The sequence below is a fragment of the Castellaniella sp. UC4447_H14 genome (genome assembly GCF_052978285.1).
The window spans coordinates 172850-198995 of sequence record NZ_CM129666.1 but is presented as its reverse complement, the minus strand read 5'-3'; the positions used below and the strand labels follow the sequence as shown (position 1 = coordinate 198995).

At 63.3% G+C, this 26146-nt stretch carries 26 protein-coding genes; 17 read left to right on the top strand and 9 right to left on the bottom strand.

From position 1 onward, the window contains the following. Positions 1–27 precede the first annotated feature (27 nt). Genes ACVCMJ_RS00930 through ACVCMJ_RS00900 form a run of 7 tightly spaced genes read left to right on the top strand, consistent with a single transcriptional unit; the run spans position 28 to position 7253 of the window. Positions 28–990 (top strand): ABC transporter substrate-binding protein, encoded by a 963-nt coding sequence (locus ACVCMJ_RS00930; RefSeq protein WP_447082483.1) that lies wholly within the window; start codon positions 28–30, stop codon positions 988–990. A gap of 41 nt (positions 991–1031) precedes the next feature. Next, the gene (locus ACVCMJ_RS00925; protein WP_447082482.1) at positions 1032–2861 is read left to right on the top strand and encodes a thiamine pyrophosphate-binding protein; all 1830 of its coding nucleotides are present in this window, start codon (positions 1032–1034) and stop codon (positions 2859–2861) included. Between the two features lie 4 nt (positions 2862–2865). Further along, positions 2866–3732: an ABC transporter ATP-binding protein gene (locus ACVCMJ_RS00920; protein ID WP_447082481.1), complete on the top strand. Its 867-nt coding sequence runs from the start codon at positions 2866–2868 to the stop codon at positions 3730–3732. Next, positions 3719–4492, top strand: coding sequence for an ABC transporter permease (locus ACVCMJ_RS00915; protein ID WP_447082480.1), 774 nt, complete (start codon positions 3719–3721; stop codon positions 4490–4492). The genes ACVCMJ_RS00920 and ACVCMJ_RS00915 overlap by 14 nt, the downstream gene beginning before the upstream one ends. Next, positions 4468–5247: an ABC transporter permease gene (locus tag ACVCMJ_RS00910; RefSeq protein WP_447082479.1), complete on the top strand. Its 780-nt coding sequence runs from the start codon at positions 4468–4470 to the stop codon at positions 5245–5247. The genes ACVCMJ_RS00915 and ACVCMJ_RS00910 overlap by 25 nt, the downstream gene beginning before the upstream one ends. Before the next feature lie 32 nt (positions 5248–5279). Further along, entirely contained in the window at positions 5280–6242 is a 963-nt protein-coding gene (locus tag ACVCMJ_RS00905) for an ABC transporter substrate-binding protein (protein ID WP_447082478.1), read from the top strand. Positions 6243–6260: 18 nt separating this feature from the next. Continuing rightward, entirely contained in the window at positions 6261–7253 is a 993-nt protein-coding gene (locus tag ACVCMJ_RS00900; RefSeq protein WP_447082477.1) for an ABC transporter substrate-binding protein, read from the top strand. Between the two features lie 41 nt (positions 7254–7294). Here ACVCMJ_RS00900 and ACVCMJ_RS00895 read toward each other — a convergent pair whose 3' ends face one another. The 3 genes from ACVCMJ_RS00895 to ACVCMJ_RS00885 all read right to left on the bottom strand — a co-directional run bounded on the left by ACVCMJ_RS00895 (position 7295) and on the right by ACVCMJ_RS00885 (position 11829). Next, positions 7295–8695, bottom strand: coding sequence for a replication-associated recombination protein A (locus tag ACVCMJ_RS00895; RefSeq protein WP_447082476.1), 1401 nt, complete (start codon positions 8693–8695; stop codon positions 7295–7297). Continuing rightward, positions 8692–9405, bottom strand: coding sequence for an outer membrane lipoprotein chaperone LolA (gene lolA, locus ACVCMJ_RS00890; protein WP_447082475.1), 714 nt, complete (start codon positions 9403–9405; stop codon positions 8692–8694). Before lolA ends, ACVCMJ_RS00895 begins: the two co-directional genes overlap by 4 nt. Positions 9406–9471: 66 nt before the next feature. After that, the gene (locus ACVCMJ_RS00885; protein ID WP_447082474.1) at positions 9472–11829 is read right to left on the bottom strand and encodes a DNA translocase FtsK; all 2358 of its coding nucleotides are present in this window, start codon (positions 11827–11829) and stop codon (positions 9472–9474) included. A gap of 45 nt (positions 11830–11874) precedes the next feature. Between ACVCMJ_RS00885 and trxB the strand changes: the two genes are divergently transcribed. From trxB to ACVCMJ_RS00870, 3 genes are read left to right on the top strand one after another with little or no spacing between them, the layout of a single operon-like run. Further along, positions 11875–12834 (top strand): thioredoxin-disulfide reductase, encoded by a 960-nt coding sequence (gene trxB, locus ACVCMJ_RS00880; protein WP_447082473.1) that lies wholly within the window; start codon positions 11875–11877, stop codon positions 12832–12834. Beyond that, positions 12821–13522, top strand: coding sequence for a Smr/MutS family protein (locus ACVCMJ_RS00875; protein WP_447082472.1), 702 nt, complete (start codon positions 12821–12823; stop codon positions 13520–13522). The genes trxB and ACVCMJ_RS00875 overlap by 14 nt, the downstream gene beginning before the upstream one ends. Then, positions 13519–13848, top strand: a complete 330-nt coding sequence (locus tag ACVCMJ_RS00870) for a DMT family transporter (RefSeq protein WP_447082471.1) — start codon at positions 13519–13521, stop codon at positions 13846–13848. The genes ACVCMJ_RS00875 and ACVCMJ_RS00870 overlap by 4 nt, the downstream gene beginning before the upstream one ends. Positions 13849–14079: 231 nt before the next feature. On the opposite strand, the gene ACVCMJ_RS00865 is transcribed toward ACVCMJ_RS00870, so the two are convergent. After that, entirely contained in the window at positions 14080–15003 is a 924-nt protein-coding gene (locus ACVCMJ_RS00865) for a LysR substrate-binding domain-containing protein (protein WP_447082470.1), read from the bottom strand. A 168-nt stretch (positions 15004–15171) separates the two neighbouring features. Here ACVCMJ_RS00865 and ACVCMJ_RS00860 point away from each other — a divergent pair, with 168 nt between their 5' ends. From ACVCMJ_RS00860 to ACVCMJ_RS00835, 6 genes are all read left to right on the top strand, one after another. Then, positions 15172–15957, top strand: a complete 786-nt coding sequence (locus ACVCMJ_RS00860) for a class II aldolase/adducin family protein (protein WP_447082469.1) — start codon at positions 15172–15174, stop codon at positions 15955–15957. Positions 15958–15997: 40 nt separating this feature from the next. After that, positions 15998–16972: a Bug family tripartite tricarboxylate transporter substrate binding protein gene (locus tag ACVCMJ_RS00855; protein WP_447082468.1), complete on the top strand. Its 975-nt coding sequence runs from the start codon at positions 15998–16000 to the stop codon at positions 16970–16972. A gap of 2 nt (positions 16973–16974) precedes the next feature. After that, positions 16975–17892, top strand: coding sequence for an amidohydrolase family protein (locus ACVCMJ_RS00850; RefSeq protein WP_447082467.1), 918 nt, complete (start codon positions 16975–16977; stop codon positions 17890–17892). A 75-nt stretch (positions 17893–17967) separates the two neighbouring features. After that, a complete protein-coding gene (locus tag ACVCMJ_RS00845; protein WP_447082466.1) occupies positions 17968–18435 on the top strand; it encodes a tripartite tricarboxylate transporter TctB family protein in 468 nt (155 codons plus the stop codon). After that, positions 18432–19967, top strand: coding sequence for a tripartite tricarboxylate transporter permease (locus ACVCMJ_RS00840; protein WP_447082465.1), 1536 nt, complete (start codon positions 18432–18434; stop codon positions 19965–19967). The genes ACVCMJ_RS00845 and ACVCMJ_RS00840 overlap by 4 nt, the downstream gene beginning before the upstream one ends. Continuing rightward, a complete protein-coding gene (locus ACVCMJ_RS00835; RefSeq protein ID WP_447082464.1) occupies positions 19964–20983 on the top strand; it encodes a hydroxyacid dehydrogenase in 1020 nt (339 codons plus the stop codon). The genes ACVCMJ_RS00840 and ACVCMJ_RS00835 overlap by 4 nt, the downstream gene beginning before the upstream one ends. A 278-nt stretch (positions 20984–21261) precedes the next feature. On the opposite strand, the gene ACVCMJ_RS00830 is transcribed toward ACVCMJ_RS00835, so the two are convergent. Together ACVCMJ_RS00830 and icd are read right to left on the bottom strand one after the other, a co-directional pair. Further along, positions 21262–22287 (bottom strand): IS110 family transposase, encoded by a 1026-nt coding sequence (locus ACVCMJ_RS00830; protein WP_447079836.1) that lies wholly within the window; start codon positions 22285–22287, stop codon positions 21262–21264. Positions 22288–22417: 130 nt separating this feature from the next. Beyond that, positions 22418–23674, bottom strand: coding sequence for an NADP-dependent isocitrate dehydrogenase (gene icd / locus ACVCMJ_RS00825; RefSeq protein ID WP_447082463.1), 1257 nt, complete (start codon positions 23672–23674; stop codon positions 22418–22420). 244 nt (positions 23675–23918) lie between these two features. Between icd and ACVCMJ_RS00820 the strand changes: the two genes are divergently transcribed. Beyond that, entirely contained in the window at positions 23919–24350 is a 432-nt protein-coding gene (locus ACVCMJ_RS00820; RefSeq protein WP_447082625.1) for a DUF1841 family protein, read from the top strand. Positions 24351–24395: 45 nt separating this feature from the next. On the opposite strand, the gene ACVCMJ_RS00815 is transcribed toward ACVCMJ_RS00820, so the two are convergent. The 3 genes from ACVCMJ_RS00815 to ACVCMJ_RS00805 all read right to left on the bottom strand — a co-directional run bounded on the left by ACVCMJ_RS00815 (position 24396) and on the right by ACVCMJ_RS00805 (position 26109). After that, entirely contained in the window at positions 24396–24767 is a 372-nt protein-coding gene (locus ACVCMJ_RS00815; protein WP_447082462.1) for a c-type cytochrome, read from the bottom strand. 12 nt (positions 24768–24779) lie between these two features. Then, on the bottom strand, positions 24780–25136 hold the full coding sequence (locus ACVCMJ_RS00810; RefSeq protein WP_447082461.1) for a c-type cytochrome: 357 nt from the start codon (positions 25134–25136) through the stop codon (positions 24780–24782). Positions 25137–25386: 250 nt separating this feature from the next. Then, complete coding sequence (locus tag ACVCMJ_RS00805; protein WP_447082460.1) at positions 25387–26109, bottom strand: SDR family oxidoreductase; 723 nt, start codon at positions 26107–26109, stop codon at positions 25387–25389. Between the last annotated feature and the right edge of the window lie 37 nt (positions 26110–26146).

Sequence of the window (26146 nt, the reverse complement as noted above, 5' to 3'; positions counted from 1 at the left end):
TAAATAAATAAACCACCAGGAGACACCATGATGATCAAGCCCTTGACCTCGATGCTGGGTGCTGCCCTGCTGGCCTGCGTGTGTTCGTCGTCCGCGTTCGCGGCACAGACGCTCAAGGTCGCCATCGGGCAGCACGGAAATTGGGACACAGGCATTGTCCAGCTCGGGACTGATGCCGGAATTTTCAAGAAGCACGGACTCGACCTCGAGCTGCTCTACACGCAGGGCGGGGGCGAAACCATGCAAGCCGTCATTTCGGGCAGCGTGGACATCGGCACCGGGGTGGGGACCATCGGGGTATTTGCGGCATACGCAAAAGGCGCGCCGGTGCGCATCATCAGCTCGGAAGCGACAGGGTCTGGAGAGTTCTGGTATGTACGTTCCGACTCCAAGCTGAAAAGCATCAAGGACGCGGCGGAGGACACCACCATCGCCTACTCTACACACGGGTCTTCCACCAACAGCATCGCGCTGGGGTTCGCGAAGGCGTATGGCCTGAAATCGAAGCTCGTTCCCACCGGGAACGCCGTATCGACGCTCACGCAGGTCATGAGCGGGCAGGTGGATGTGGGCTGGGCTTCGCCGCCATTCGGCTTCAAGGATCTCGCCAACGGGAAGATCCGGATCGTCGGCAAGGCCTACGACCTGGACGAAATCCGGCACGAGAGTGTCCGGGTCAACATCAGCAACGCATCGGCCCTGAAAGACAAACACGATGCCATCCAGAAGTTCATGGACGCCTATCGCGAAACGCTGGATTGGATGTACAGCGGGGATGATGCCCTGAAGGCGTACGCCAAATTCGCAAAGGTCGACCTGGATACTGCGCGCCGGGTCCGCGATGAGTTTCATCCAAAAGCCATGCTGGATCCGGACAAGGTCAATGGAATCGATGCAATGGTCCGCGAAGGCACGGCATTCAAGACGCTGTCTTCCCCGCTGACTCCTCAGCAGATCGGGACACTCATTCAGATTCCGCCACAGCAATGAGCCGTCTCCAAGCCGCCTCCACGCACAACACGAACCCATTTATGCAAAAGCCCGTCAGCACCGCTCCGGACCGTACGCCGGCACCGCTCCTGAATCCCGGGGAGCAGCCAGCCTCATACAGCCCGGGCCAACCCATGTTCGGCAGCGACGTCATCGCCGAGACCCTTCAGGCTCTGGACCTTCCCTACATCGCCCTCAACCCCGGGGCGAGCTATCGCGGCCTGCATGACAGCCTGGTGAACCACCTGGGCAATCGCGCACCACAGATGCTGCTGTGCCTGCACGAAGAGCATGCGGTGGCGATCGCCCACGGTTATGCCAAAGTCACAGGCAAGGCCATGGCTGTGGCCGTGCACGCGAACGTGGGATTGATGCATGCCACGATGGCGGTCTTCAACGCGTGGTGCGACCGCATGCCGCTGCTGCTGCTGGGCGCGACGGGCCGCCTGGATGCCGCCCAACGGCGGCCCTGGATCGAGTGGATCCACACAGCGCGCGACCAGGGCGCTCTGGTGCGCGGTTACACCAAATGGGATGATCTGCCCGGGTCACCCGCCGCCGCCCGGGAGGCACTGTACCGGGCGAGATGGCTCACGGAGTCCGCGCCCCGGGCGCCGGTCTACGTCAACCTGGACGTCAGCGTGCAGGAGCAGGCTCTCGATTCACCTTTGCCACCGTCAAGTCCAGCCGACTTCATCCCGGCCACGCAAGCCGGCGCCTCTGCCGATCAGATCGCGGAACTGGTCCGGCTCATTCATGACGCGCGCCACCCTGTCATCCTGATGGGCCGCGTTTCGCGCGACACCTCATGCTGGGCACAGCGAGTGAGCCTTGCCGAGGGCATCGGAGCTCAGGTGCTGACCGACCTGAAGGTCGGCGCCGCGTTCCCGACGGACCATCGGCTGCATGCCGGCGCTCCCGGCATCTTCGCCGATGCGGCCTCTCTGGAAGCCGTGCGACGGGCCGACCTCATCATCAGCCTGGACTGGGTGGACCTCGGGGGCCTGCAACAGACCGCCTTCCCGAATGCCCGCCCGAATGCCCGAATCGTTCAGATTTCGGTTGACCACACGCTCCATCGGGGCTGGAGCATGGATTACCAGGCGCTTCCGGTAGTGGATCTCCATATCCAGGCCGAACCCGACTTGCTGGTCAACAATCTGAACCGGGCGTTGGGGTTTACGCCGGACGACACGCTTCCACCCTCCGCCGTCGGGGTCCCGACCCTTCCGGCGGCCCCCGCCCCCCAACCCTCCTGGCTCTCCATGGCCGAGCTCGCCCGCGGCTTGCGCGCATGCCTGGCTGGCCGCCAAGTCTCGCTCACGCACCTGCCTTTGGGGTGGGACGGCTCCCTGTGGCCCTTCCACCATCCGCTGGACTTCCTGGGCTCGGATGGCGGCGGCGGCGTGGGCGCGGGTCCCGGCCTGACCGTGGGGGCGGCGCTGGCGCTGCGAGGCTCCTCCCGCATCCCGCTTGGAATCTGCGGCGACGGCGATTTCCTCATGGGGGCAACCGCCCTGTGGACGGCCGTACACTATCGCATCCCGCTGATTTGCGTGGTGGCCAACAACCAGTCTTTCTTCAACGACGAAGTGCACCAGGAACGTGTCGCCCGAGCCCGCGGACGCGCCGTGGGCAACAAATGGATCGGCCAGCGCATCGCCGATCCCGACGTGGACATTGCGAGCCTCGCGCGAGCCCAAGGAGCGGTCGCCTACGGACCGGTGGAAACCGTGCAGGAGCTGGACCGGGTCTGCGCCGACGCACTGAGGGACTTCGACCAGGGTCGCGTGGTCGTCATCGACACCCGGGTCGCCTCGGGCTACACACCGGCCATGACGAACGCACTGACTGAACAACAGGCGGACTGAGTCCATGAATACTGCCAGCAGACAGCCCGGCAGCGCGGCCAGCGCGCGGACCCCGGCACCCATCCTCACCGTGGACCAGGTCAGCCGGCATTTCGACACGGCCGATGGCCGGATCGACGCCGTCAGCGACATCTCGCTCTCCGTCAGCCGCGGGGAATTCGTCTCCATCATCGGACCTTCCGGCTGCGGGAAGTCCACGCTGTTCAGCATGATCGGCGGCTTGTTGCCAACGAGCGCCGGAGCCATCCGCATCGAGAACGAAACCATCCGCGGACCGCACCCCGCCATCGGGATGGTGTTCCAGGAGGACTCCACGTTTCCCTGGCGCACCGTCATCGAAAACGTCGCCTTCCCACTGGAGCTGCAGGGGATGCCCAAGGCCTCCCGGTTGGAAAAGGCCCGGCACTTCATCGATCTGGTGGGATTGTCAGGCTTCGAGCGCAGCTATCCCGCGCAGCTTTCGGGCGGCATGCGTCAGCGAGTGTCCATCGCCCGCACACTGGTCTTCGAGCCCAAGCTGCTGCTCATGGACGAGCCCTTTGCCGCCCTCGACGAGCAGACCCGGCTGTTGCTGGGCGACAAGGTCTCACAGATCCAGGCCGCGCTGAACCAGACCGTACTGCTCATCACGCACAACATCGCCGAAGCCGTGCAGCTCTCGGATCGGGTGATGATCATGACCTACAGGCCGGGCCGCAACAAGCGCATCCTGCCCATCGATCTGCCACGCCCGAGAACGTCGGAGATGCTGAGCAGCGATGCCTTCGGACACTACGTCGCCCAGATCTGGAGCGACCTGCGCGAAGAAGCCGGCCGCGGCATGCGAGAGTCCGAGGCTCAGGCACAGGGAACCGCTCATGCGCAGGCCTGAATCCGCAGCCCTCCGCTTCGGGCCGGAACTGGCTGGCCTGGCCGTACTCGTTGCGTTCTTCGGGATCGTCGAACTGATGGTCCGATCGGCCCTGCTCAACCCGTTTCTGGTCCCACAGCCATCGGCGGTGGTGATGGCGTTCGGCCGAATCATCACGCAGGAAAACGTGCTGCACCGGTTCCTCATTACTGGCAGCGAGGCCGGCATTGCCGCCGTGCTGGTCGCCTGCATCGGTGTGCCGTTGGGGGCGCTGCTCTACAGCGCTCACCTGCTGCGGCAGGCCATCGGCTCCTGGATCGCGGCGCTCGCGGCCGCACCCATTGTGCTGGCCTACCCGCTGTTTCTGGTCATGTTCGGGCGCAGCGCCTCGACCATCATCGTGATCGGCGTGCTCTCCGGTCTGCCGCCGGTGATCCTCATGACGACCGACGGCCTGCAGTCGGTACGCCCCGCCCTGATCAACGTGGGCAAGAGCCTGCGGCTGGGATCCTGGGCCCTGTTCTGGAAGATCATGTTTCCCGCCGCCCTGCCGGGCATTTTCTCGGGGCTGCGCATCGGCCTGATCTTCGCGCTCATCAATGTGGTGGGGGTCGAATTCCTGATCAACTTCGGCGGCCTGGGACCCCTCATCAACGAACTGGCCGAGCGCTATGACTTGCCCGGCACCTATGCCGCGATCGGATTCGTGATCCTGGTGAGCATCATCGTTTTCGTCATCCTGGAGAGCCTGCAGAAATGGCTAAGCCCCGGAAACCGCTGACGCGCGACGCGGACACACGTCGCCGCGTCCTCCGGCTGCGCCTGTTCATCATTGCCATCCTGCTGCTGGCCTGGCAATTGTTGGCCCAGTCGGGGCTGTTCTACCAGGACGTGGTGCTGGGTCTGCCCGACATTGCGGTCGGCCTGTACCAGCTTCTGCTGGACCCTGATTTCTATCGGAACCTCTGGGTGACGCTGGCGGAAGTCATCGGAGCCTCTCTCATCGGCACCGTGGCGGGACTGGCCTGCGGCATGCTGCTGGGAGCCAGCCGCATTCTGGAGCGCGCTTTCGAGCGCTACCTGTACTACCTGGGTCCGACACCCAAGATCATCTTCTTTCCGCTAATGATCCTGTGGTTCGGTGTCGGTCCCGGCTCCAAGGTCGCGTTGGGAGCGCTGTCGTGTTTCTTTCCGGTTGCTCTGGCCGTGGCGGCCGGCATGCGGGAAATTCCCTTCATCCTGAAGTGCGTAGGCGTCAGTCTGCGTGCCACCACCCTGCAGAAAGTGCTGAAGATCTACCTGCCCGCCATGCGCGGCCCCGTCATCAACGGCCTGCGCATGGGTTTCGGGGTGGCCGTGATCGGTGTCCTGCTGGCCGAAACCAAACTGTCCAACCGGGGACTGGGATACCTGGTCATCCAGAACTATCAGCACTTCGACATGCAGGCCATGTATGCCCTGCTCATCGCCATCTTCGGCCTGGCCGTGCTGGCCAACTCTGCCCTGAGCCACTGGGCCGCGCCCGACCGTCGCTAACCCCCAAAGACAACACCAAGGAGACATCTGCCATGCGAAACTCTCGCCCCTTACTGGGCATTCTCGCCCTTGCTTCAGCTTGCGTCTGCGCGACACCTGCCCAGGCCAACGACACGCTCAAACTCGCCGTCGGCCAGCGCGGCAACTGGGACACCATCGTGGCCCAGCTCGGCCAGGATGCCGGGATCTTCAAGAAGCATGGACTGGACCTGGAGATCCTGTACACCCAAGGCGGCGGTGAAACGCTGCAGGCCGTGATCTCCAACAGCGTGGATATCGGCGTGGCCGCCGGCACCATCGGCGTGTTCTCCGCCTTCCAGAAGGGGGCCCCGGTGCGCATCATCGGCGCTGAAGCCACGGGTGCCGCTGACTTCTGGTATGTGCGTTCGGACTCGCCGCTGCACAGCATCAAGGATGCCACGCCCAAGACCACGATCGCCTATTCGACCAACGGCTCATCGACCAACAGCGTGGTGCTGGGCTTTGCCAAGGCCTATGGCATCAAGTCCAAGTTCGTGGCCACCGGCAGCCCGTCGGCCACCTTCACCCAGGTCATGACGGGGCAGGTGGACGTGGGCTGGTCCGCGCCGCCCTTCGGCTTCGATGCCCTGTCCAAGGGCAAGATCCGCATCGTCGCCAAGGCCAACGACCTGGACGAGATTCGCCACGAGTCCATCCGCACACTGGTCGCCAACGTGAACGTCCTGGAGCACAAGCAGGACCAGCTCAAGCGCTTCATGGCCGCATACCGTGAAACCATCGACTGGATGTACAACGGGGATGCACCGCTGAAGGCCTTTGCGACGTTCAACAAGACGGACATCGCCACCGCCCGCAAGGTGCGCGACGAATTCTTCCCGAAAAGCCTCATCGATCCCGACAAGATGATCGGCCTGGATCTGCTGAACAAGGACGGGATCGCGTTCAAGGCGCTGAGCCAGCCGCTGACCCAGCAGCAGTTCGATACACTGATCCAGATCCCGCCCCGCCAGTAAATCCAGGAGCCCCTAGCCATGTCCAATCTGAAACTGTCCTTTGCCATCGGGGACTATGATCGCAACCGCGCCATCATCGACGGGCAGGTTCTGGTCGACGGCGTAGATCCCGTCGTCATGAAGCTCTCGCCCGAGGAGATCTTCTTCCGGGCCATGCGCCACGAGTCCTTCGACGTGTGCGAGCTGTCCCTGAGCAGTTTCACCTTGCGCGTGGCGCGGGGCGACAATCCCTACGTCGGGATCCCGGTGTTTCTATCCCGCGCCTTCCGCCACGGCTCGATCATCGTTCACACAGACAGCGGCATCCGCACACCGGCCGACCTGGCCGGAAGGCGGGTCGGCACTCCTGAATGGCAGCTCACGGCCAACGTCTGGACGCGGGCGTTCCTGCAGGATGACTTCAACGTGCACTCCCGGAACATTCACTGGCTGCGCGGCGGGGTGGAAGACCCGGGACGCGTGGAAAAGCTGAAGACGAACCTGCCCGACGGCGTCGTGATGGAGGACATCCCTGCCGACCGGACGCTGGGAGACATGCTGGATCGCGGCGAGATCGACGCCTACATCGGCCCCAGGGCGCCGCGCTGCTTCACCACGGACAATCCGCGGCTGCGCTGGCTGTTCGACGATCCCACCGAAGCGGCGCTGGACTATTACAAGCGCACGAAGATCTTCCCCATCATGCACTTGCTGGGCGTGCGCCGCAGCCTGGCCGAGGCCCATCCCTGGTTGCCCGTCGCGCTGCAAAAAGCCTTCAATCAGTCCAAGGCGCTGGCGTTGGAAGCGCTGGCCGACACCTCGGCCACGAAGGTTACGCTGCCCTTCGTCGAAGAACAGCTGCGGCTGGCCCAGACGCATATGGGCATGGATTTCTGGACCTACGGGGCCCACGAAAATCAGCATGTCCTGGAATATTTCCTCGCACACCACCATGCCCAGGGCGTCTCCAGCCGGCTGGTGGACGTCTCCGAACTGTTCCACCCCGCCACGCTGGAAAGCTACCGGATCTGAGGCGGCGCCGGGTCGGCCGGACGCGTTCTGGCGCCCGGATTTCAGTCCCCGGGCTCGTCCTTGTCCAACTGGCGCAGGTGCGCCAGCTTCTCGGCAATCCTCGCTTCCAGCCCGCGCGGCGTGGGCTGGTACCACCCAGGCTCGGCCATGCCATCGGGAAGATAAGTCTCGCCGGCGGCATAGGCCTCGGGTTCATCATGCGCGTAACGGTAGTCGTGACCGTAGCCCAACTCTTTCATGAGCTTGGTCGGGGCGTTGCGCAGGTGGACGGGCACTTCCCGGCTCTTGTCCTGCCGGATGAAGGCGCGCGCCCGGTTGTACGCCAGGTAGCCGGCATTGCTCTTGGCGGCGACGGCCAGGTAGATCACCGCCTGGCCCAGCGCGAGTTCGCCTTCGGGGGAACCCAGCCGCTCATAGGTGGCTGCCGCGTCATTGACGATCTGGATCGCCCGGGGATCGGCCAGGCCAATGTCTTCCCACGCCATGCGTACGATGCGCCGCGCCAGATAGCGCGGATCGGCGCCGCCGTCGAGCATGCGGCACAGCCAGTACAGCGCCGCATCGGGGTGCGAGCCTCGCACCGATTTGTGCAAGGCCGAAATCTGGTCGTAGAAGTTGTCGCCGCCCTTGTCGAATCGGCGGCTGTTGAGCGTCAGCGCATTCCGGACGAAGGCCGCGTCCACCCGGGTAACGCCGGCCGCGCCGGCCGCCGTGTGGCATTGTTCCAGCAGGTTCAGAAACCGCCGCGCGTCGCCATCCGCATAGCCGATGAGCGTATCCACCGCCAGGTCATCGAATTCCAGATCGCCCAGCGCCTGCGCCCGCGCCCGCACGAGAAGCTGCCGCAAATCGTCATCGGTGAGCGGCTCCAGCACATAGACCTGGGCGCGCGACAGCAATGCCGAATTGACCTCGAACGACGGGTTCTCCGTCGTGGCGCCCACCAGCGTGACCAGGCCGCTTTCGGCATACGGCAGCAACGCGTCCTGCTGCGATTTATTGAAGCGGTGGATCTCATCCACGAAAAGAATGGTCTGGCGGCCTTCGGCCTGGTGCCGCTGAGCCTGCTCCATCGCGGCCCGGATGTCCTTGACGCCCGAGAACACCGCCGACAGCGCGATGAACTCGCAATCGAAGGCATCCGCCATCAACCGCGCCAGCGTGGTCTTGCCCACGCCCGGCGGGCCCCAAAAGATCATGGAATGCGGCTTGCCGGCCTCGAACGCCAGGCGTAGCGGCTTGCCTTCGCCCAAAAGCTGGGATTGGCCGACGACATCCGCAAGCGTCCTGGGCCGCAAAAGCTCTGCCAGCGGCGCGCTCAGCACGGGGCCCGGCGCGACGGCGCCCGGTTGACCGGATGCTGGGCTCCGTCGGGAGTGAGCCGGCCGCGGCCCCGTGGGCGGCGGCGGCTCCATGCCCGGCAGGTTATCCTGGGTGCTCATTCATTCATCTTGACCAGCGCCGCACCCTGGGGCACGGTGAACTGAAACTGATCTGCCGCGATGGCCGGATTGGCTTTCATCTGGCTCAGCACAATGCGTGTGGTCTGCCCAAAGGCGTCCAGCAATTCCAGCCGCACCGGCACCCCCGCAGAAAATGCAATGTCTACATGGGCGAAACCGGCATCGGTACTCTTGGGCGTCGCACGCAGCCACTGGAACCCGTCCCGATCGGGCTGGTCCTTCAGCGTGAAGGCATCGCCCAACGACCCGGAACCAAACAGCAACGCGGCAGGCGATGCCCCCACGGCCTGGCTGGCCTTGCGTTCAGTCACCTGCTCCAGATCGGGATCGTACTGATATACATGCCGGCCATCGGAGACGATGAGCTGCGCATAGGGTTTGGTCACCTGCCAGCGAAACTTGCCGGGCCGCTGGAAAGCGAACGTGCCGCTTTGCGAACGCTGCGCGGCCGCGCCATCACCTGAGCGATCCTGCTGGAACTGCCCAGTGGCCGAGTGGACCTTGTCCACGAAGGACTGAAGCTGTGCACTGGCCGTGGCCGCTACGGACGACAACGGCAGCGTCAGCAGCACTGCGGCCGCAAGGCCACCCAGGACCCGGCGCCCGCGCGCGACCGCGCCACGCCCGGCAGTCCGCTGTTTCCACCGCAGAGAGGACTGAACATTCCCTCGCATCTGCAAGATTTCCATCAACGCATTTCCTGAAAGGTCCGTCTGAAGCGGGGCGCCGGTCGAACCGCTCACCCCAACCGTATGTCAATCATCGTCGGCCGCGCTACTCGCCGGCGCCAGGATCTCGCGGTTGCCATTGGGCTGCATGGCCGACACCAGGCCGGAACGTTCCATTTGCTCCAGCAGGCGCGCGGCGCGGTTGTAGCCGACCCGCAAATGCCGCTGCACCGAGGAAATCGAAGCCCGGCGGTTGCGTAGGACGATCTCGACCGCCTGATCGTACAGCGGGTCGGATTCCTGGTCGGTGAAACCGGTGACCGAACCCACTCCGTCTCCGGTTTCACCCGGCACCGTGCCATCCAGCACGCCGTCGATGTAGTCGGGTTCGCCGTCCGCCCTGAGTGCATCGACCACGCGGTGGACCTCATCGTCGTGCACAAAGGCCCCATGCACCCGGGTCGGCACGTTGGCGCCGGGCGGCTGGTACAGCATGTCGCCCTGTCCCAACAGCGCTTCGGCTCCCATCTGGTCCAGGATGGTGCGCGAATCGACCTTCGAGGACACCTGGAAAGCAATGCGTGTCGGGATGTTCGCCTTGATGAGGCCCGTGATCACGTCCACACTGGGACGCTGAGTGGCCAGAATCAGGTGGATGCCGGCCGCCCGCGCCTTCTGGGCGAGCCGGGCAATGAGTTCTTCGACCTTCTTTCCGACTACCATCATCAGGTCGGCCAGCTCGTCGATGATCACCACGATCATCGGCATCGTCCCGAGGGGCTCAGGCGCGTCCGGCGTCAGGGAAAACGGATTGGGGACCGGTTCCTCGCGCTTCTGGGCTTCGCGGATCTTGGTGTTGTAGCCCGCCAGGTTCCGCACCCCCAGCTTGCTCATGAGCTTGTAGCGCTTTTCCATCTCGGCCACGCACCAGTTCAGCGCATTGGCCGCGTGACGCATGTCCGTGACCACCGGCGCGAGCAAGTGGGGAATGCCTTCGTAGACGGACATCTCCAGCATTTTCGGGTCGATCAGGATCAGGCGCACCTGACTGGCGTCGGCCTTGTAGAGCAGGGACAGGATCATGGCGTTGATCCCGACGGACTTGCCCGACCCCGTCGTTCCGGCCACCAGCAAATGCGGCATCTTGCCCAGATCCGCCACGACAGGATTGCCGGCAATGTCCTTGCCCAGCGCCATGGTCAGCAGGGAACCGCTGGCGTGATAGATCTGGGACCCCAGAATTTCCGACAGGCGCACCATCTGGCGGCGCGGATTGGGAAGTTCCAGTCCCATCAGGTTTTTCCCGGGAATGGTCTCTACCACCCGGATCCGCACCAGGCTGAGAGCCCGAGCCAGATCCTTGGCCAGATTCACGATCTGACTGCCCTTCACGCCGGTGGCGGGTTCGATCTCGTAACGCGTGATCACCGGGCCGGCCTGTGCCGACACTACGGTGACGCTGACCCCGAAGTCGGACAGCTTCTTTTCAATCAGACGCGAGGTGAATTCGATCGTCTCGGGCGAGACGGTCTCCTGGGTCTGCTCCACCGGATCCAGCAGCGACAGCGGCGGCAGTCGTCCGACCATATCGGGCTCTTCGCGCGCGGTGAACAGTGTTTGCTGTTTTTCCTGCTGCACGCGAGGCGACCTGGGGACCGTGGTGACGGAAGGTTCGATACGGACTGGCTGCTCATGGACGAACTGCGGCTGGCGCGTCTCGACCAGCTCCTGGCGCTCCGCCTGTGCCGTGACCCCCGCCCGCCGATCCTGCCAGGCGTTCTTCACGTCCAGCGCCCCGCGGATGCTGCGTTCCAGCCAGAGCCCGATCCGTTCCGAGATGTTGAGCCAGGAAAATCCGAAGAACAGGCTGGACCCCATGACGATGAACGCCAGCAGCAACAGCGTGCCGCCGGCGGCGCCCATCAGCTCGGCCAGGCTACTGGCCAGCAGGCGCCCCAGCTGCCCGCCGGCACCCGCCGGCAGCGCCGCACCCCAGGCCTTCAGCCGCAGCGCTTCGATGCCCATGCATCCCAGGAACAGCAGCGTGAAGCCGATACCGACCTCCCAGCGCACGCGCGGCAGGATCTCGGGGACCTTGGTGGGGAGGACGACACGGGTAAGCCGGTAGAAGCCCGCCGCCACGCGCCGCCCCAGCCACAGCACCCAGAGCCACGCTGTCGCCCCGAACAGGTACAGAAGCAGATCCGCGACATAGGCGCCAAAGGTGCCGCCCCAGTTCAGCGTGGATCCGCTGTAGACGGAGTGTGACCACCCGGGATCCGATTTATGCCATGTGGCGAGCACCAGGACGAGCCAGACGGCGACCACCGCCATCAGGATCCACCGAGCCTCACGCAGCAGGCCTGAGAGCCGCGTCTGAAGGGGCGACGGGCCGTTGCGCACGTTGCGCGAGGAGCGGGACGAGGGAGCCGGAATTCTTGCCATCGCATCATTATAATTGCGGGGTCATTGATGAATGGATTTTCTGTGATGTCTACCGCAAAACACGCGAAAGTGATGATACTGGGCTCGGGACCGGCCGGCTATACCGCTGCCGTCTACGCCGCGCGGGCCAACCTGTCCCCCGTCCTGATCACGGGGCTTGAACAGGGCGGCCAGCTCATGACCACCACCGAAGTCGACAACTGGCCGGCCGACGTGGCCGGCGTCCAGGGTCCGGACCTGATGCAGCGGTTCCTGGAACACGCCCAGCGCTTCAATACGGACATCGTCTTCGACACGATCGCCAAGGTAGACCTGTCGGTGCGGCCGTTCGTGTTGACGGGAGACACCGGCGAGACCTACACGTGTGATTCGCTCATCATCGCCACCGGCGCCTCGGCGCAGTATCTCGGGCTGCCGTCGGAGCAGCACTTCATGGGGCGCGGGGTCTCGGGCTGCGCCACGTGCGACGGCTTTTTCTACAAGAACCAGGATGTGGTCGTAGTGGGCGGCGGGAACACCGCCGTCGAGGAAGCCTTGTACCTGGCAAACATCTGCAGGACCGTGACGCTGATCCATCGGCGGGACAAATTCCGCGCCGAACCCATTCTGGTCGACAAGCTGATGGAAAAGGTCGAGCACGGCAACATGCGCCTCAAGCTGTTTCGCGAGCTGCAGGAAGTACTGGGCGATGATTCCGGCGTGACCGGCGTGCGACTGCGCAACAAGCAGACCGACGAGACAGAGGACCTGGCCGTGACCGGTGCCTTCATCGCGATCGGCCACAAGCCCAACACAGCCATCTTCCAGGACCAGGTCGACATGAAGGATGGCTATATCATCACCCGCGGCGGCCTGCAGGGAATGGCCACCATGACATCGGTACCCGGCGTGTTTGCCGCTGGCGACGTACAGGATCACGTCTACCGCCAGGCGATCACCAGCGCCGGAACCGGCTGCATGGCTGCCCTGGATGCACAGCGCTGGTTGGAGAATGAAGTCCTCTAAACCCACGCTGGCGGACTTGCGGCGGCTGCAGGCGCAGCGGGCCGAGGACCCCGCCCCATCCGCTCCGGATCCTGTTCGGAATTCACGTACTGAAGCGCGGGCTGCCGCGCCAGCGGCGCCTGAGCTGGCCACCGAGGACCGGGCCTTGTTCCGGCAGGCCATGCGATTCGTACAACCGCTGGCTCGCCACGGCGGGCGTGCGCGCCGAAGCGCCAAGCGGGTCCCGGAAGGCCTGTTGCGCGAGCGGCGCGCCCACGCGCAGGGCGAGGAGGCACGGCAGGAACCCCCACCGACGCGCAGCCGGCGCAGGCCAACCGCCGCCCCCGACCCCGAGGCCAGCGAATTCCTGCAGCCGGGATGCGGCACCGATCTGCTGCGCGGTTTGAGGCGCGGCAAATGGCGGCCACAAGCCATTCTGGACCTGCACGGCAGCACCGAAGACCAGGCGCATGAGCGGCTGGATCGCTTCGTGGCGACCTGCGTGGAACACGACATCCGCTGCGTGTGCATCGTCCACGGCAAGGGCATCGGATCGCGGCATGGCACGCCCGTCCTGAAATCCGCCGTGCGGCTTCACCTGTGCCGTTTGCAAGCGGTACAGGCCTGGGTACAATGCGCCGAACCAGACGGCGGAGCAGGCGCCGTCACCGTTCTCCTTCGCCTTCCACGGGAAACAGGATCCCCATGAGCTGGCTGTACCTGGCCATTGCAATCGTCGCGGAGGTCGTCGCCACCACCGCCCTGAAGGCGTCGGACGGCTTTACCCGTATGGGGCCCACCGGCATCACGGTCGTCGGCTATGGCATTGCGTTCTATCTGCTGGCCCTGGCACTGAAGACCATTCCCGTTGGCATCGCATACGCAATCTGGTCGGGCGCCGGCATCGTGGCCATTGCCGCCATCGGGTATTTCATCTTTGGACAAAAGCTGGATGCGGCCGCGCTGATCGGTATTGCGCTGATCCTGGCGGGAGTCCTGGTGCTCAACGTATTTTCGAGCACCAGCGCACATTGAGCATCCGGAAATGGAAGGGGCCGACGACTTCTGTCATCGGCCCCACCAGGTTTTCATTATTATGAATACTGCCACTAATGATGGCGCCGTCTTCGTGCGCCGGTGCCCGCGCAGGGCTGTCTCCTCACCTGCATGAAGCGATTATGCCGCCCAGGCATTTGAATATCACTTAGGGAAGTCCCTACAACTGGGGCATTGGGCCGCAAGCCGGGAAATGCCGACCTCCCGCTCTCACTGCATCACGTACGCGCCGCCCCACTGGCCGCTGCGGATGAGATCCCGGGCCACCCACTTGAGCGTCACGCGTGTCGCCAGGGCCGCAGGCGAAAGTTCGTCGTCGGGCTGGCTGGTGAGGATGCTGCACCGGAAAAGTGTCTTGTCCGCAATCGGCACGACCCGCACATGGTCACTGCGCAGCATCAAGGCCGCCGAACTGGGATGAATCGTCGCGCCAATGCCCGCCTCCACCGCGCCCATCAAGGTGTTCAGCCCATCGATTTCTTCGACCACGTTGGGTGTCATGTTGCGGCGCTTGAACGCATTCAGGATGATGCTCGCCAGCGTATGCCGGCCGCTGGGCAATATGAGCGGCAGATGCCCAAGGTCCAGCAGCCGGGTCTGGCCACCCGGCGGCATGCCCGAAAGATCTCCCCGGCCGATGACGAAGAGATATTCCTTGAGCAGCGGCACCGTCCCCAGCCGGCTGTCTTCGCCCATATCGAACCGCATGCTGAGATCCAGCCTGCGTGAGTCCAGCAATGACGTCAGGTGCGCCGAAAGGCCCTCCACGATGTGCACGCGAATCTTGGGGTAGCGTGCACGCATCTCCTTGAGCAAAGGCAGCGCGAGCATGAGAGCGGTGGTCGGGGCCATGCCCACGCTCACCCTGCCGGAGAGGCGCTCGCCCTGAGCGGCCTCGGCGGCCACCTCGACCTGGCGCAGCACCGTCTGTGCATGCCGATACAAGACGACCCCTGCGCCCGTCGGGACCACCCCGGTTGGAAGGCGCTGCAGCAATCGCGTCGAAAGCTCGCTCTCCAGGTGGCTGATCTGCTGGCTCATGGTGGACGTCGTGACGTTGAGCGCATGCGCCGCCTTCCCCATGCTGGAGAGCTCGACCACCCTGACAAAGTAACGCAACTGTCTAAGTTCCACGCGCGCCCGCCCCTCTCATCAGACCCAAGCTGTTCACTTAAATTAAATACCCATTCAAGGGTCGAGGCTAGCTCCCCACAGAAGACCGGACCTAGACTCGGAGGAACTGAAACAACGGTTGGACCTGCACGTGCCGCACGCCTGACCACTCGCGGGAGGCTTGCGCTCATGAATGGGTACGAACTGAAAATCACGTCGATGCGGGAGCACTGTTCACCCGAGGAATGGCAGCAACGGATCGACCTGGCGGCCTGCTACCGCCTCGTGGCGCTCTACGGGATGTCGGACATGGTCGCGAATCACATTTCGTGCACCGTCCCGGGCGAAGCCGGCGCTTTTCTCATCAACGCTTACGGCATGCTCTACGAGGAGATCACCGCATCGAGCCTGATCAAGGTCAATCTCGCCGGCGATGTGCTGTCCAAACCGGATTTGGGAGGCCTGGAATACGGCGTCAATCGTGCCGGATACGTGATTCACAGCGCCGTCCACGAAGCGAGGCCGGACGCGACCTGCGTCATCCATACGCATAGCTGGGCATCCATGGCGGTGTCGGCACTGGAGTGCGGACTGTTGCCCATCACGCAGACCTCCATGCGATTTTTGAAAATCGCCTATCACGACTATCAGGGCGTGGTCCTGAACGCGTCCGAGAAACAATCCCTGGTGAACGACCTGGGCGACGGCGAAGCCATGTTCCTCAGGAATCATGGAGCGCTCGTAGTGGGGCACAGCATCGGCGAGGCCTTCAACTGGCTGCACCGGCTGGAACTGTCCTGCCGAGCCCAACTGGCAGCCATGGCTTGCCACACACCGCTGGTCCACGTCGAGCGCTCGGTGCTGGAGGAAACGTGGAACAACTATCAACCCGGAACCAGAAGACCGTACGGCCTGATGGAATGGCCCGCGCTCCTGAGAAAACTCGATCGCCTGGATCCGTCCTACCGCACCTAGCCGCCATTCGCGCACCCATCCAAAAAACCAGGAGACAACCGTGAAAAACAGTCATTCAATTGCGCAGTACGCGCGCGTCACCGTCTTGGGCGTAGCTCTCGCCCTCCCTTTTTCGTCCCAAGCGGAATACCCCGACAAGCCGATCACCCTCGTTGTCCCCTTTGCACCGGGCGGCAATCTTGACATTACGGCACGCACATTCGCGCCGGAGCTTTCCAAGGCACTGAAGGTGGATGTCACCGTCGAGAACAAACCGGGCGGCGGGGGAGCCATCGGCGCCGGCTACGTCGCCCACGCGCACGCGGACGGCTACACGGTCCTGGTGTCCACACCCAACGCGATCGCCGTGGTCCCCCATATGACCCGGGCACCCTACAAGCCGACGGACTTCCAGGCGATCGGCCTCATGGCCACCACGCCGCTCCTGATTGAGGTCAACAAGGACAGCAGGTTCAAGGACTTCAAAGGCCTGTTGGATTACATATGCGCCAATCCCGGGAAACTGACCGTAGGGCACTCGGGCATTGGAACCACCAACTACATGGGGTTGATCGCCATGGAGGAAGCATCGAAGTGCGAGGTGACCCCAGTTCCCTACAAAGGCTCGGGCCCCGCGCTGGTCGATTTGCTTGGCGGCCAGATTGATGCCGTGGTGGATCAGCTCAGCAGCTCGTCCGGAATGATTCACTCCGGGAAACTCAGGGCGCTCGCCGTACTGACTGCGAAACGCGTCAGTGCCCTGCCCGACGTTCCGACCGTCGCGGAATCAGGCATCAAAGGCATCGATGCCGCAACGGATACCGGCCTGCTCGTCGCTGCCAAGACACCCTCTGCCATTACAGAGCGTCTGAACAAGGCGATGCACGACGCAAGCAGCAGCCCACGCGTCCAGAAGGCAATGGAGAATATCGGCAGCGCCGCGATCGCGTCGACTCCCGATCGGTTCGCGGCCATGATCACGGACGAAGACGCATTCGCCGGCAAGCTCAGTGCCGAAGGCAAGCTGAAGAGGTGATCGTGCCGGCTATCCAATCCGCCATCGCCCCCTCCTGTTGCAAGCCGCGCGACGCTTTCACGCCGCCCGGCTACGCAATCCCGGCGCTGGCATGCGACTCACACGCACACGTCTTCGGGCCGTTCCAGCGTTTTCCCCTGGATGAAAACCGCAGCTACACCCCCGAAGAAAACAGCATCGAACGCTTCCGCTGGCACTTGTCGCGATTGGGTCTGCAGCGCGGGGTCCTGGTCACGGCCAGTGCGTACGGGCTGAACAACAGCATCCTGCTGGATGCGCTGGGCCGCTATCCCGACCAGCTCCGAGGGGTTGCGGTGGCGGATCGCCATACCTCGATCGCCACGCTGATCGCCTGGAAGGAAACAGGCGTTCGTGGCCTGCGATTCAACCTCTATTCCATCAGCGGCCAGAAAATCTACCGGAACGGCGTGGGCCTGGAAGCGCTGGAGGCGCTCGCACCCGGCATGAGAGAAGCCGGGATGCATGCGCAAATCTGGGTCCATGCGCCCGACCTCGTCGAACTCGAGCCGCGATTCCGGGCTCTGCGCGTCCCAGTCGTCATCGACCACATGGGACGCATGAACGTTTCGTACGGAGCGGACAATCCGGGCTTTCTGCGATTGTGCGCCATGCTGGCCGATGGCGTGGCCTGGACAAAACTGTCCGGAGCCGACCGAAACACCGGCGGCCAGCCCGGCTACCGGGACATTGACGGGTTTGCCGCCCGCCTGATCGCCGCCAATCCGGAACGTCTGGTCTGGGGAAGCGACTGGCCGCACATCAACTACTTCAAGGACAGCGACGTCCCGGACGACGGGATCCTTCTACAAGCCCTCAAGCGGTGGCTGCCCGACGGGACACGGCGCAACGCTGTTCTGGCCGACAATCCCGCCACGCTCTATGGTTTTCCAATGCTTTGACGCGAAAGGAGCCCTCACCGAAGCGGCTGCCCGCCTCCACGGGGTGCCGCTGGCCGACAGGGCGGAAGGAGACCGATGAAAAAGCGCGAAATCAACAAAGACTATTACGGCGGCGCTCTCATGATTCTGATCGGGCTGGGAGCGACGTTCGAAGGGGCGAGCTACCACCTCGGGACGTTGATCCGGACCGGCCCCGGATTCTTTCCGACGACCATCGGCATCCTGCTGGTCGTGACGGGCGCGATCATCGCCATCGAGGGCATCAATCGTGCGAACGTCGTCACCGCCGAGGCACGCGCGCAGGCCGAGTGGCGCGGCTGGCTATGCATCCTGGGAGGGATCGTGGCCTTCATTGTCCTCGGAAAATACACCGGCCTGCTCCCTGCAACCTTTGCGGTCGTCTTCATCTCCGCACTGGGAGATAACCAAAACACCGTGAAGGCCGCCGCGCTCCTCGCCAGCGCCATGTGCGTGATTGCGATCGTCGTGTTCTGGTGGATGCTGCAACTGCAGTTCCCGCTGCTCACCTGGGGGCAATCATGATCGAAAAGGCTGCACTCGACCTTCTTTACGGGTTTCAGATCGCCTTCGAGCCGCACAATTTCATGTGGTCGGTCTTCGGAGTCGTGGCCGGCAATCTGGTCGGCGTGCTGCCCGGGCTCGGCGCCCTGGCCGCCATCTCGATCCTGCTGCCCATCACCTACACGATGTCCCCCGTTGCCGCCATTCTGATGCTGGCGGGTATCTTCTACGGTTCCATGTACGGCGGAGCCATCGGCGCCATTCTCCTGAACCTGCCCGTCCATTCGCCGCACGCCGTGACCTGCCTGGACGGCTACCCCCTGACACTCAAGGGGCGGGGCGGCGCGGCGCTCGGAATTGCCATGATGGCCTCGTTCGTGGCGGCGTCCGTCGGCATCCTGGTGATGGTGTTTTTTTCGCCCGTCCTGGCCGAGATCGCGTTCAAGTTCGGCCCCACTGAAGTGTTCTCGATCATGCTGCTTGGCCTGCTGGCGGGATCGACGATGTCCAAGGGGTCGGCTGTCAAAGGTGTCGCCATGACGCTGATCGGACTGTTGCTCGGGATCGTCGGCACGGACGTCAGCACGGGCGATCTGCGCTTCACGTTTGGGCTGATCCCGCTCGACGACGGAGTGGACCTGGTCGCGATGGTCATGGGGCTCTTCGGCGTCGCGGAATTCCTGCGCAGCGTCAACCACATGACCGCAATCGGCGGCGGCCTGAAGATGCGCTTTCGCGATCTCATCCCTACCAAAGAGGAACTCAAGCGCTCGTTCTGGCCCATGCTGCGCGGTACGTCGGTCGGAACGTTCTTCGGCGTCCTGCCGGGCACGGGGCCCACAGTGGCATCGTTCGTCGCCTACGCAGTCGAACGAAAGGTCACGAAGAAGCCCGAGACGTTCGGCCATGGCGCCATCGAGGGCGTGGCGGCCCCGGAAGCCGCGTCCCACTCCAAGACCCAGGTCGATTTCATTCCGACCATGACCCTGGGGATTCCCGGCGACGCGGTGATGGCGCTGATGCTGGGAGCGCTGCTCATCCAGGGGATACAGCCGGGCCCGCAACTCATCACCGCGCACCCGGATATTTTCTGGGGACTGATCGCCAGCTTCTGGGTCGGTAACCTGCTGCTGGTCGTGCTGAACGTGCCGCTCATCGGTCTATGGGTCAAGCTCCTCAGGGTGCCTTATAAATACCTCTATCCGTCAGCGCTGTTCTTTATCGCGGTGGGCTGCTACAGCACGCAGAACAGCCTCTTCCAGGTCGGGGAGGTTCTGGTGTTCGGGATCGTCGGCGCGGTCTTCGCGTATCTGGAATTCTCCGCGGCGCCCATTCTCCTGGGCTATGTCCTGGGTCCCATGGTCGAGGAGAACTTTCGCAGGGCTCTCCTTATCTCACACGGCAATCTGTCCGTATTCATCGATCGCCCGATCAGCGCGTCCTTCCTGGCCGCCTCGATCCTGTTGATACTGGCTCAGGTCATCGCGTTCGCGGTTCGAAAGAGGCGGTCGGGGCAAGCCGCAACGACCGGTCAGGAGAGCCCCTGCACATGATCAACATCCTCCGTACGGACCGCTGGATTCATCCGATCTTCGATGAGACGCTCGCGGAGAACAAGGCGGTCGCGCTCGACATCATGCCGCTGCTGAAGGCCGACAAGACCAAGGCGCCCCAGCTCGAACTGGCGGACATTTACCTCGTCCCCTCAACTCGGACGGACATCCCGGAACGATGGCAGGTGACGGCAAGCCTGCTGTCCGCATGCCCCAGGCTCAAGGTCGTCTCCAGCACGGGATCGGGCGTCGACACCATCGACGTCGACGCCTGCACCAAGGCGGGAGTACTGGTCGTGAATCAAGCGGGCGGCAATGTCGATTCGGTAGCCGAACACACGATGGGCCTGCTGCTGGCACTGAGTCATCGGATCGCGGAAGCCGACCGCTCCCTCAGGACCGGCCCCCGAGTGTCTCGGGAAGCGCTGATGGGCCATGAGATCGCCGGGCTTACGCTGGGGCTGGTCGGCATGGGGCAAGTAGCCTGCAGGGTCGCCGAACTGGCCACCGCGTTTCACATGAAAGTGATCGCGACCGATCCGCTCCTGAGGGACACCACCATCAAGGCCAGGGGAGCCATTCCCGTCTCCATGGGTGAACTGCTGGATGCCAGCGATGTCATCAGCCTTCACTGCCCGCACCGGTCAGCCACCACACACCTGTTCGGCGACGCTCAATTCGAGCGAATGAAGCAGGGATCCTGGTTCCTGTCCACTGCGCGCGGCGGCATCCACGACGAAGCTGCGCTGTATCGTTCGCTGCTCTGCGGCCACTTGGGCGGTGCCGGCCTGGACGTGTGGAAACCCGAGCCCCCGCCGAAGGATCACCCCTTGCTCAGCCTGCCCAATGTCGTGGCGACCTACCATACGGCCGGCGTCACGCACGAGGCACGTAAAAAGATGGCCTTGATCGCAGCCCGCCAGATTCTGGACATCTGCTCCGCCCGCCGGCCACCGCGGCCCATCAACCCGGAGGTCTGGCCGACGGTGCTCGAAAGACTGGATGCGCAACGGTAGGGGTCCGACGAAAATCTATGGTCAGCCCGATTTTTGCAAGCGGGACGACGTTGACGTAAATTGGGCTTGCTTAAATCTATCCGGGGTCGTGGTGGAGGAATCCCCCCGCCCCATGATGAGAGCCGCGCCGGACAAACCTCAAAAAGCCCTCAGTGTCATGCACTGTTTTTTGTGCCAGGTTCGTTGTCCGGCCGTTGAGCCGTTTATGTCTTCACGTATCTCGCGTCGCAAAACCAGGAAGTGGGTACTGCTGAAGGTTGCTGTGTAAACGGTGTGCGTCAGGCTGCTGTCACAGCCTGCTCGCTACGGTAGTTCGTCCCTCTGGCGAGGATGGCCCAGGCTATCCTCGCCAATTTGTTGGCCAGCGCGCAGGCCACGACATTCGAGTGGCGTCGGGTTAATAGGCTGCGGACCCAGACGCCCAAAGTATCGGTGCGTTTGTCGACGCGCTGCATGATGGTCCGCGCGCCTTGCACTAGCAGCCGTCGCAGATTCTTGTCGCCGCGCTTGCTGATGCCCAACAGCGTAGGCTTGCCGCCGGTGCTGTACTGGCGTGGCACCAACCCCACCGAGGCGGCAAACTGTCTTGCCGAACCGAACTGTCGAGCGTCGCCCAGCTCGGTCGTCAGCACGCTGGCGGTGATCGGCCCGATGCCGGGTATCTCCAGCAGCCGCTGGCCGCGCTCGTCCTGGCGCAGTTGTGCCGACAGCTCTCGCTCTGTCTGGGCGATCTGCTCATCAAGGTATTTGAAGTGCGCCTGCAGCCGTTCGAGCAGCGCCACCAAACGCGGCGGCAGTTCATGCGCGACCAGTACCGCCGGTAATTTGCGGATGATCGCCGGCCCCTTGGGCAGGCCCACACCAAACTCCAGCAGGAAGGCGTGGATTTGGTTAATAGCGCCGGTTCTGTCGCGTACCAAAGCCTCGCGCACCCGGTGCAACATCGATACCGTCTGCTGAGCCTGATTGCGCGGGCTCACGAACCGCATACTCGGGCGACTGGCTGCCTCACAGATCGCTTGCGCGTCGGCGAAATCGTTCTTGTTGCCCTGCACGAAGGGCTTCACGAACTGGGGAGAGATCAGCTTGGCCTGGTGACCCAGATCTTGGACTCTACGGGCAACCCAGTGTGCCCCAGCACACGCCTCCATCACGACGGTACAGGCCGGCGTATTGCCTAGCAGCGTGAACATCTGGCTGCGCGTGAGCTTCTTGCGAAACACCATCCTGCCAGCCCTATCCTGACCGTGAAGGTGAAAACTATGCTTGCCCAGATCAATGCCAATCAGCGCGACGGTGCTCATGACGGTCTCCAAGAAAGAACAATCCCCACTCAGCGTACCGCTTCGTGGGGATCGGGCTGACCATCTCATTAAGCCCCGTCCTCTGACGGGGACGGGGCTATCCGTTCCGGCGCAGCCGCGCAGGCCTCGATCACATATTGTTGATCATCACCTGGCCGAAGCCAGAGCACGACACCTGGGTGGCGCCTTCCATCAGACGCGCGAAGTCGTACGTGACCTTCTTCGACAGGATGGACTTTTCCATGCTGCTGATGATCAGATCCGCGGCTTCCGTCCACCCCATGTGGCGCAGCATCATCTCGGCCGACAGAATTTCCGAACCCGGATTCACGTAGTCCTTGCCCGCATACTTCGGCGCGGTGCCGTGGGTCGCTTCGAACATCGCCACGGAATCGGACAGATTGGCCCCCGGGGCGATGCCGATGCCGCCGACCTGCGCGGCCAGCGCGTCGGAGACATAGTCGCCATTGAGGTTCAACGTGGCGATGACATCGTATTCCGCCGGACGCAGCAGGATCTGCTGCAAGAAGGCGTCGGCGATGACGTCCTTCACCGTGATGTCCCGTCCCGTCCGCGGGTTCTTGAATTTGCACCATGGGCCGCCATCGATGAGCTGGGCGCCGAATTCGCGCTGCGCCAGGGCATATCCCCAGTCGCGGAAGCTGCCTTCGGTGTACTTCATGATGTTGCCCTTGTGCACCAGCGTCACAGTCGGGCGGTCGTTGTCGATCGCATACTGGATCGCCTTGCGCACCAGACGCTCGGTGCCCTCGCGCGAAACGGGCTTGACGCCGATGCCGGACGTCGCCGGGAAGCGGATCTTTTTCACGCCCAGCTTGTCCTGCAAGAACTCGATGAGCTGGCGGGCCTTGTCGGATTCGGCCTCGAACTCGATGCCGGCGTAGATGTCTTCGGAGTTTTCACGGAAGATGACCATATTGGTCTTTTCCGGTTCGCGCACCGGCGAAGGCACACCCTTGAAGTAGCGCACCGGCCGCAAGCAAACGTACAGGTCGAGTTCCTGACGCAGCGCCACATTCAGCGAGCGGATGCCGCCGCCCACCGGGGTGGTCAGCGGACCCTTGATGGCGATGACATACTCGCGCACAGCCTCCAGTGTTTCTTCGGGCAACCAGACGTCCGGCCCATAGATCTTGGTGGATTTTTCACCGGCATAGACCTCCATCCAGTGAATCTTGCGCTTGCCGCCATAGGCCTTCGCCACCGCCGCGTCCACGACCTTCAGCATCACCGGAGTGATGTCCTGACCGGTGCCGTCACCCTCGATATACGGGAGAATGGGCTCGTCTGGGATATTGAGGGTGAAATCGGCGTTGACCGTGATTTTCTGCCCGCCGGCCGGGACCTTGATGTGCTGATAAGACATGGATGCTCCAGTGACTCCGGAATGATTGGTATGAAAAGCGAAAGAAGTCGAGTCTTATATAAGAGTTTAACGTAAACTGGACCGGCTGCTGCCGCAACGACCATGATTGCACAGCAGAAACCACAAAAAAGTTGCAAGCCCGCCGATAAAATGAAGGCTGGCACAGGCGCGCCAGTGCTTCTGGCCGCATGCTACCCGAACCACCCTATCGCTGCCTGACCAGGGCACCGCATTTCTCATGGCTATCTTCAACCCCTCGAAAGACCAGGTCCGCAGCTTCTTCACCGAGGCCTGGCGCAAGCGGCGCGCAGCCGGAGTGCTTACCCCGCTGGAGACCATGGCTGCCGATCTGATCGCCCAGCATCCGGAGTACCACTCCGATCTGGAAGACCCGGATGCCGGGCAACGCGAATACACGGTAGAGGACGGCCGCACCAATCCATTCCTGCACCTGTCCATGCATCTGGCGATCCAGGAGCAGCTGTCCATCGACCAACCGCCCGGCATCCGGACGGCGTGGGATCAATTGTTGCGCAGCCACGATGAGCACGAAGCCGCCCACATCATCATGGAGGCGCTGGGCGAGGTCGTCTGGGAGGCCCAGCGGTTGGGAAAACCGCTAGACAACGACCATTATCTCGATCTGATTCGCCGACAGGCCACGCGCGACCGCTAGGCCAAGCCGGAAGCGCCGCGGGCGGCAAGCCGCCCGCCGACATCGCTAGCGGAATTCGTTGGGATGCACCGAAAGCGGCGTGGGCAGGCTGGACAGCCACGACGTGATGTTTTCGATGTCGGTCGCCGAGAGCTGCATCGCCATGCCGCCCATGATGGCGTTCTTGCGCACATTGGCCGACGCCGGTTCACCCTTCTGGCCACGCTGGTATGCGACGAGCGCATGCTTCAGGTAGTCCTGATGCTGGCCGGCCAGAACAGGGTAAGTCGGCAGAATGGGAGATTTGGCATCCGCCCCATGGCACGATGCACAGTTGAACTTTTCGAAGCTGGCCTTGCCGGCCGCCAGGTCTGCGGCCTGGGCCGTACCGACCATCAGCAGGCCACACCCAAGGGCTGCGATCCAGAATTTACGCATGATGTCTCCCGATCATTTGAGGCTGGAATAATAGGCGGCGACGTCAGCCATGTCCTGTTCGGACAGGCCTCGCGCAATGGCTCCCATGGTCGGGAAGGTTCGGGAACCATCCGCGTATTCCTTCAGTGCGGCGACAATATAAGGGGCGTTCTGCCCCGCTATCATGGGCACGTGGTACAGCTCCGGGTACGCTGTCTTGTAGCCCTGGATCTGATGGCATCCGATGCACATGGATACCTTATGGGCGCCCGCCTGGGCGTCTCCCTTGATGGCCGGGGCGTCTGCCGCAAACGCAGTTCCAGCAAACAGACAGGATGCCGCAACCAGCACGGAACCTACCCCACGATCAAGCAATTGTCGCGACTTCATATGGCCTCTAGTCTCCAGAGTTCATTCTTAAACGGTCGGGCATCGGCTACCCTTTTGCCAGCCGATGAGGCACTCCGATTGTACGATAATTATCCTTACACGCAGTAAGCCGATCGCAAGCCTATACCATGGCAAACCCAAAGGGGAATCGTGATCTCCCCTACTGTGCCATCGGGCCGGTTTGTGCCATTCGCTCCGGATACAGGTGCGCGGTCCGCGCAACCGGCCAGCCGCCGGGCGCTCAGGATCCTTAGACGAGGCCGCCATTGGGCTGGACAATCTGCCCGTGCACCCACGAAGCGCGGTCCGATGCCAGGAAGCTCACCACGGCGGCAATCTCGGCGGGCTCGCCCACCCGATTGAAGGGACTCATGGCTGCGGACCGCTGCAGGGCTTCCGGTCCCTTGCCGGACCGGAACAGGTCCGTGTCCACAGGGCCGGGGGCCACCGCATTGACCCGGATCTTGCGCGCCGCCAGCTCGCGCGCAAGCGACCGCACCAGACACTCCACCGCCGCCTTGGTCGCGCTATAGGGTCCGATCCCGGGGACCGCGCACCGCACCAGCGAAGTCGTCACCGCAATGATGGTGCCGCCGTCCTTTACGTTGCGGGCCGCCTCGCGGAGCACGTTGAAGGCGCCGACGATATTGACTTCCACCAGCCGCCGGAAATTGTCGGTATCGAACTGGGCAAGCGGGCTGGGAGGAACATTGATCCCGGCATTGGCCACCACGCAGTCCGGCGCGCCGCCAAAATCCTTCGCCACGAAGGAAAAGACCCCGGCCACCTGCTCGGGGTCGCGAATGTCGGCGGCATAGCCGTTACAGCGGCGCTGACCGAGACGTTCTGGAAAATCGCCGGCCTTGGTGACGTAAGTGTAAGCGACGTCAAAGCCGTCGCTGGCCAGCGTCTGGACACACGCGGCCCCTATGCCGCGAGAGCCGCCAAAAATCAGGGCTGTCTTGTTGCTCATGGGAAATCCTCACTGAAAGGGGTTTAAGGAAAGTCAT

Excerpts from the sequence above, each read along its gene's own strand:
- ACVCMJ_RS00915 (WP_447082480.1), top strand. The coding sequence starts at position 3,719 with ATGCGCAGGCCTGAATCCGCAGCCCTCCGCTTCGGGCCGGAACTGGCT.
- ACVCMJ_RS00835 (WP_447082464.1), top strand. The coding sequence starts at position 19,964 with ATGATCAACATCCTCCGTACGGACCGCTGGATTCATCCGATCTTCGAT.
- ACVCMJ_RS00805 (WP_447082460.1), bottom strand. The coding sequence starts at position 26,109 with ATGAGCAACAAGACAGCCCTGATTTTTGGCGGCTCTCGCGGCATAGGG.
- icd (WP_447082463.1), bottom strand. The coding sequence starts at position 23,674 with ATGTCTTATCAGCACATCAAGGTCCCGGCCGGCGGGCAGAAAATCACG.
- ACVCMJ_RS00930 (WP_447082483.1), top strand. The coding sequence starts at position 28 with ATGATGATCAAGCCCTTGACCTCGATGCTGGGTGCTGCCCTGCTGGCC.
- ACVCMJ_RS00860 (WP_447082469.1), top strand. The coding sequence starts at position 15,172 with ATGAATGGGTACGAACTGAAAATCACGTCGATGCGGGAGCACTGTTCA.
- ACVCMJ_RS00810 (WP_447082461.1), bottom strand. The coding sequence starts at position 25,136 with ATGAAGTCGCGACAATTGCTTGATCGTGGGGTAGGTTCCGTGCTGGTT.
- ACVCMJ_RS00910 (WP_447082479.1), top strand. The coding sequence starts at position 4,468 with ATGGCTAAGCCCCGGAAACCGCTGACGCGCGACGCGGACACACGTCGC.
- ACVCMJ_RS00830 (WP_447079836.1), bottom strand. The coding sequence starts at position 22,287 with ATGAGCACCGTCGCGCTGATTGGCATTGATCTGGGCAAGCATAGTTTT.
- lolA (WP_447082475.1), bottom strand. The coding sequence starts at position 9,405 with ATGGAAATCTTGCAGATGCGAGGGAATGTTCAGTCCTCTCTGCGGTGG.
- ACVCMJ_RS00925 (WP_447082482.1), top strand. The coding sequence starts at position 1,032 with ATGCAAAAGCCCGTCAGCACCGCTCCGGACCGTACGCCGGCACCGCTC.
- ACVCMJ_RS00905 (WP_447082478.1), top strand. The coding sequence starts at position 5,280 with ATGCGAAACTCTCGCCCCTTACTGGGCATTCTCGCCCTTGCTTCAGCT.
- ACVCMJ_RS00875 (WP_447082472.1), top strand. The coding sequence starts at position 12,821 with ATGAAGTCCTCTAAACCCACGCTGGCGGACTTGCGGCGGCTGCAGGCG.
- ACVCMJ_RS00885 (WP_447082474.1), bottom strand. The coding sequence starts at position 11,829 with ATGGCAAGAATTCCGGCTCCCTCGTCCCGCTCCTCGCGCAACGTGCGC.
- trxB (WP_447082473.1), top strand. The coding sequence starts at position 11,875 with ATGTCTACCGCAAAACACGCGAAAGTGATGATACTGGGCTCGGGACCG.
- ACVCMJ_RS00895 (WP_447082476.1), bottom strand. The coding sequence starts at position 8,695 with ATGAGCACCCAGGATAACCTGCCGGGCATGGAGCCGCCGCCGCCCACG.
- ACVCMJ_RS00870 (WP_447082471.1), top strand. The coding sequence starts at position 13,519 with ATGAGCTGGCTGTACCTGGCCATTGCAATCGTCGCGGAGGTCGTCGCC.
- ACVCMJ_RS00840 (WP_447082465.1), top strand. The coding sequence starts at position 18,432 with ATGATCGAAAAGGCTGCACTCGACCTTCTTTACGGGTTTCAGATCGCC.
- ACVCMJ_RS00815 (WP_447082462.1), bottom strand. The coding sequence starts at position 24,767 with ATGCGTAAATTCTGGATCGCAGCCCTTGGGTGTGGCCTGCTGATGGTC.
- ACVCMJ_RS00900 (WP_447082477.1), top strand. The coding sequence starts at position 6,261 with ATGTCCAATCTGAAACTGTCCTTTGCCATCGGGGACTATGATCGCAAC.
- ACVCMJ_RS00845 (WP_447082466.1), top strand. The coding sequence starts at position 17,968 with ATGAAAAAGCGCGAAATCAACAAAGACTATTACGGCGGCGCTCTCATG.
- ACVCMJ_RS00920 (WP_447082481.1), top strand. The coding sequence starts at position 2,866 with ATGAATACTGCCAGCAGACAGCCCGGCAGCGCGGCCAGCGCGCGGACC.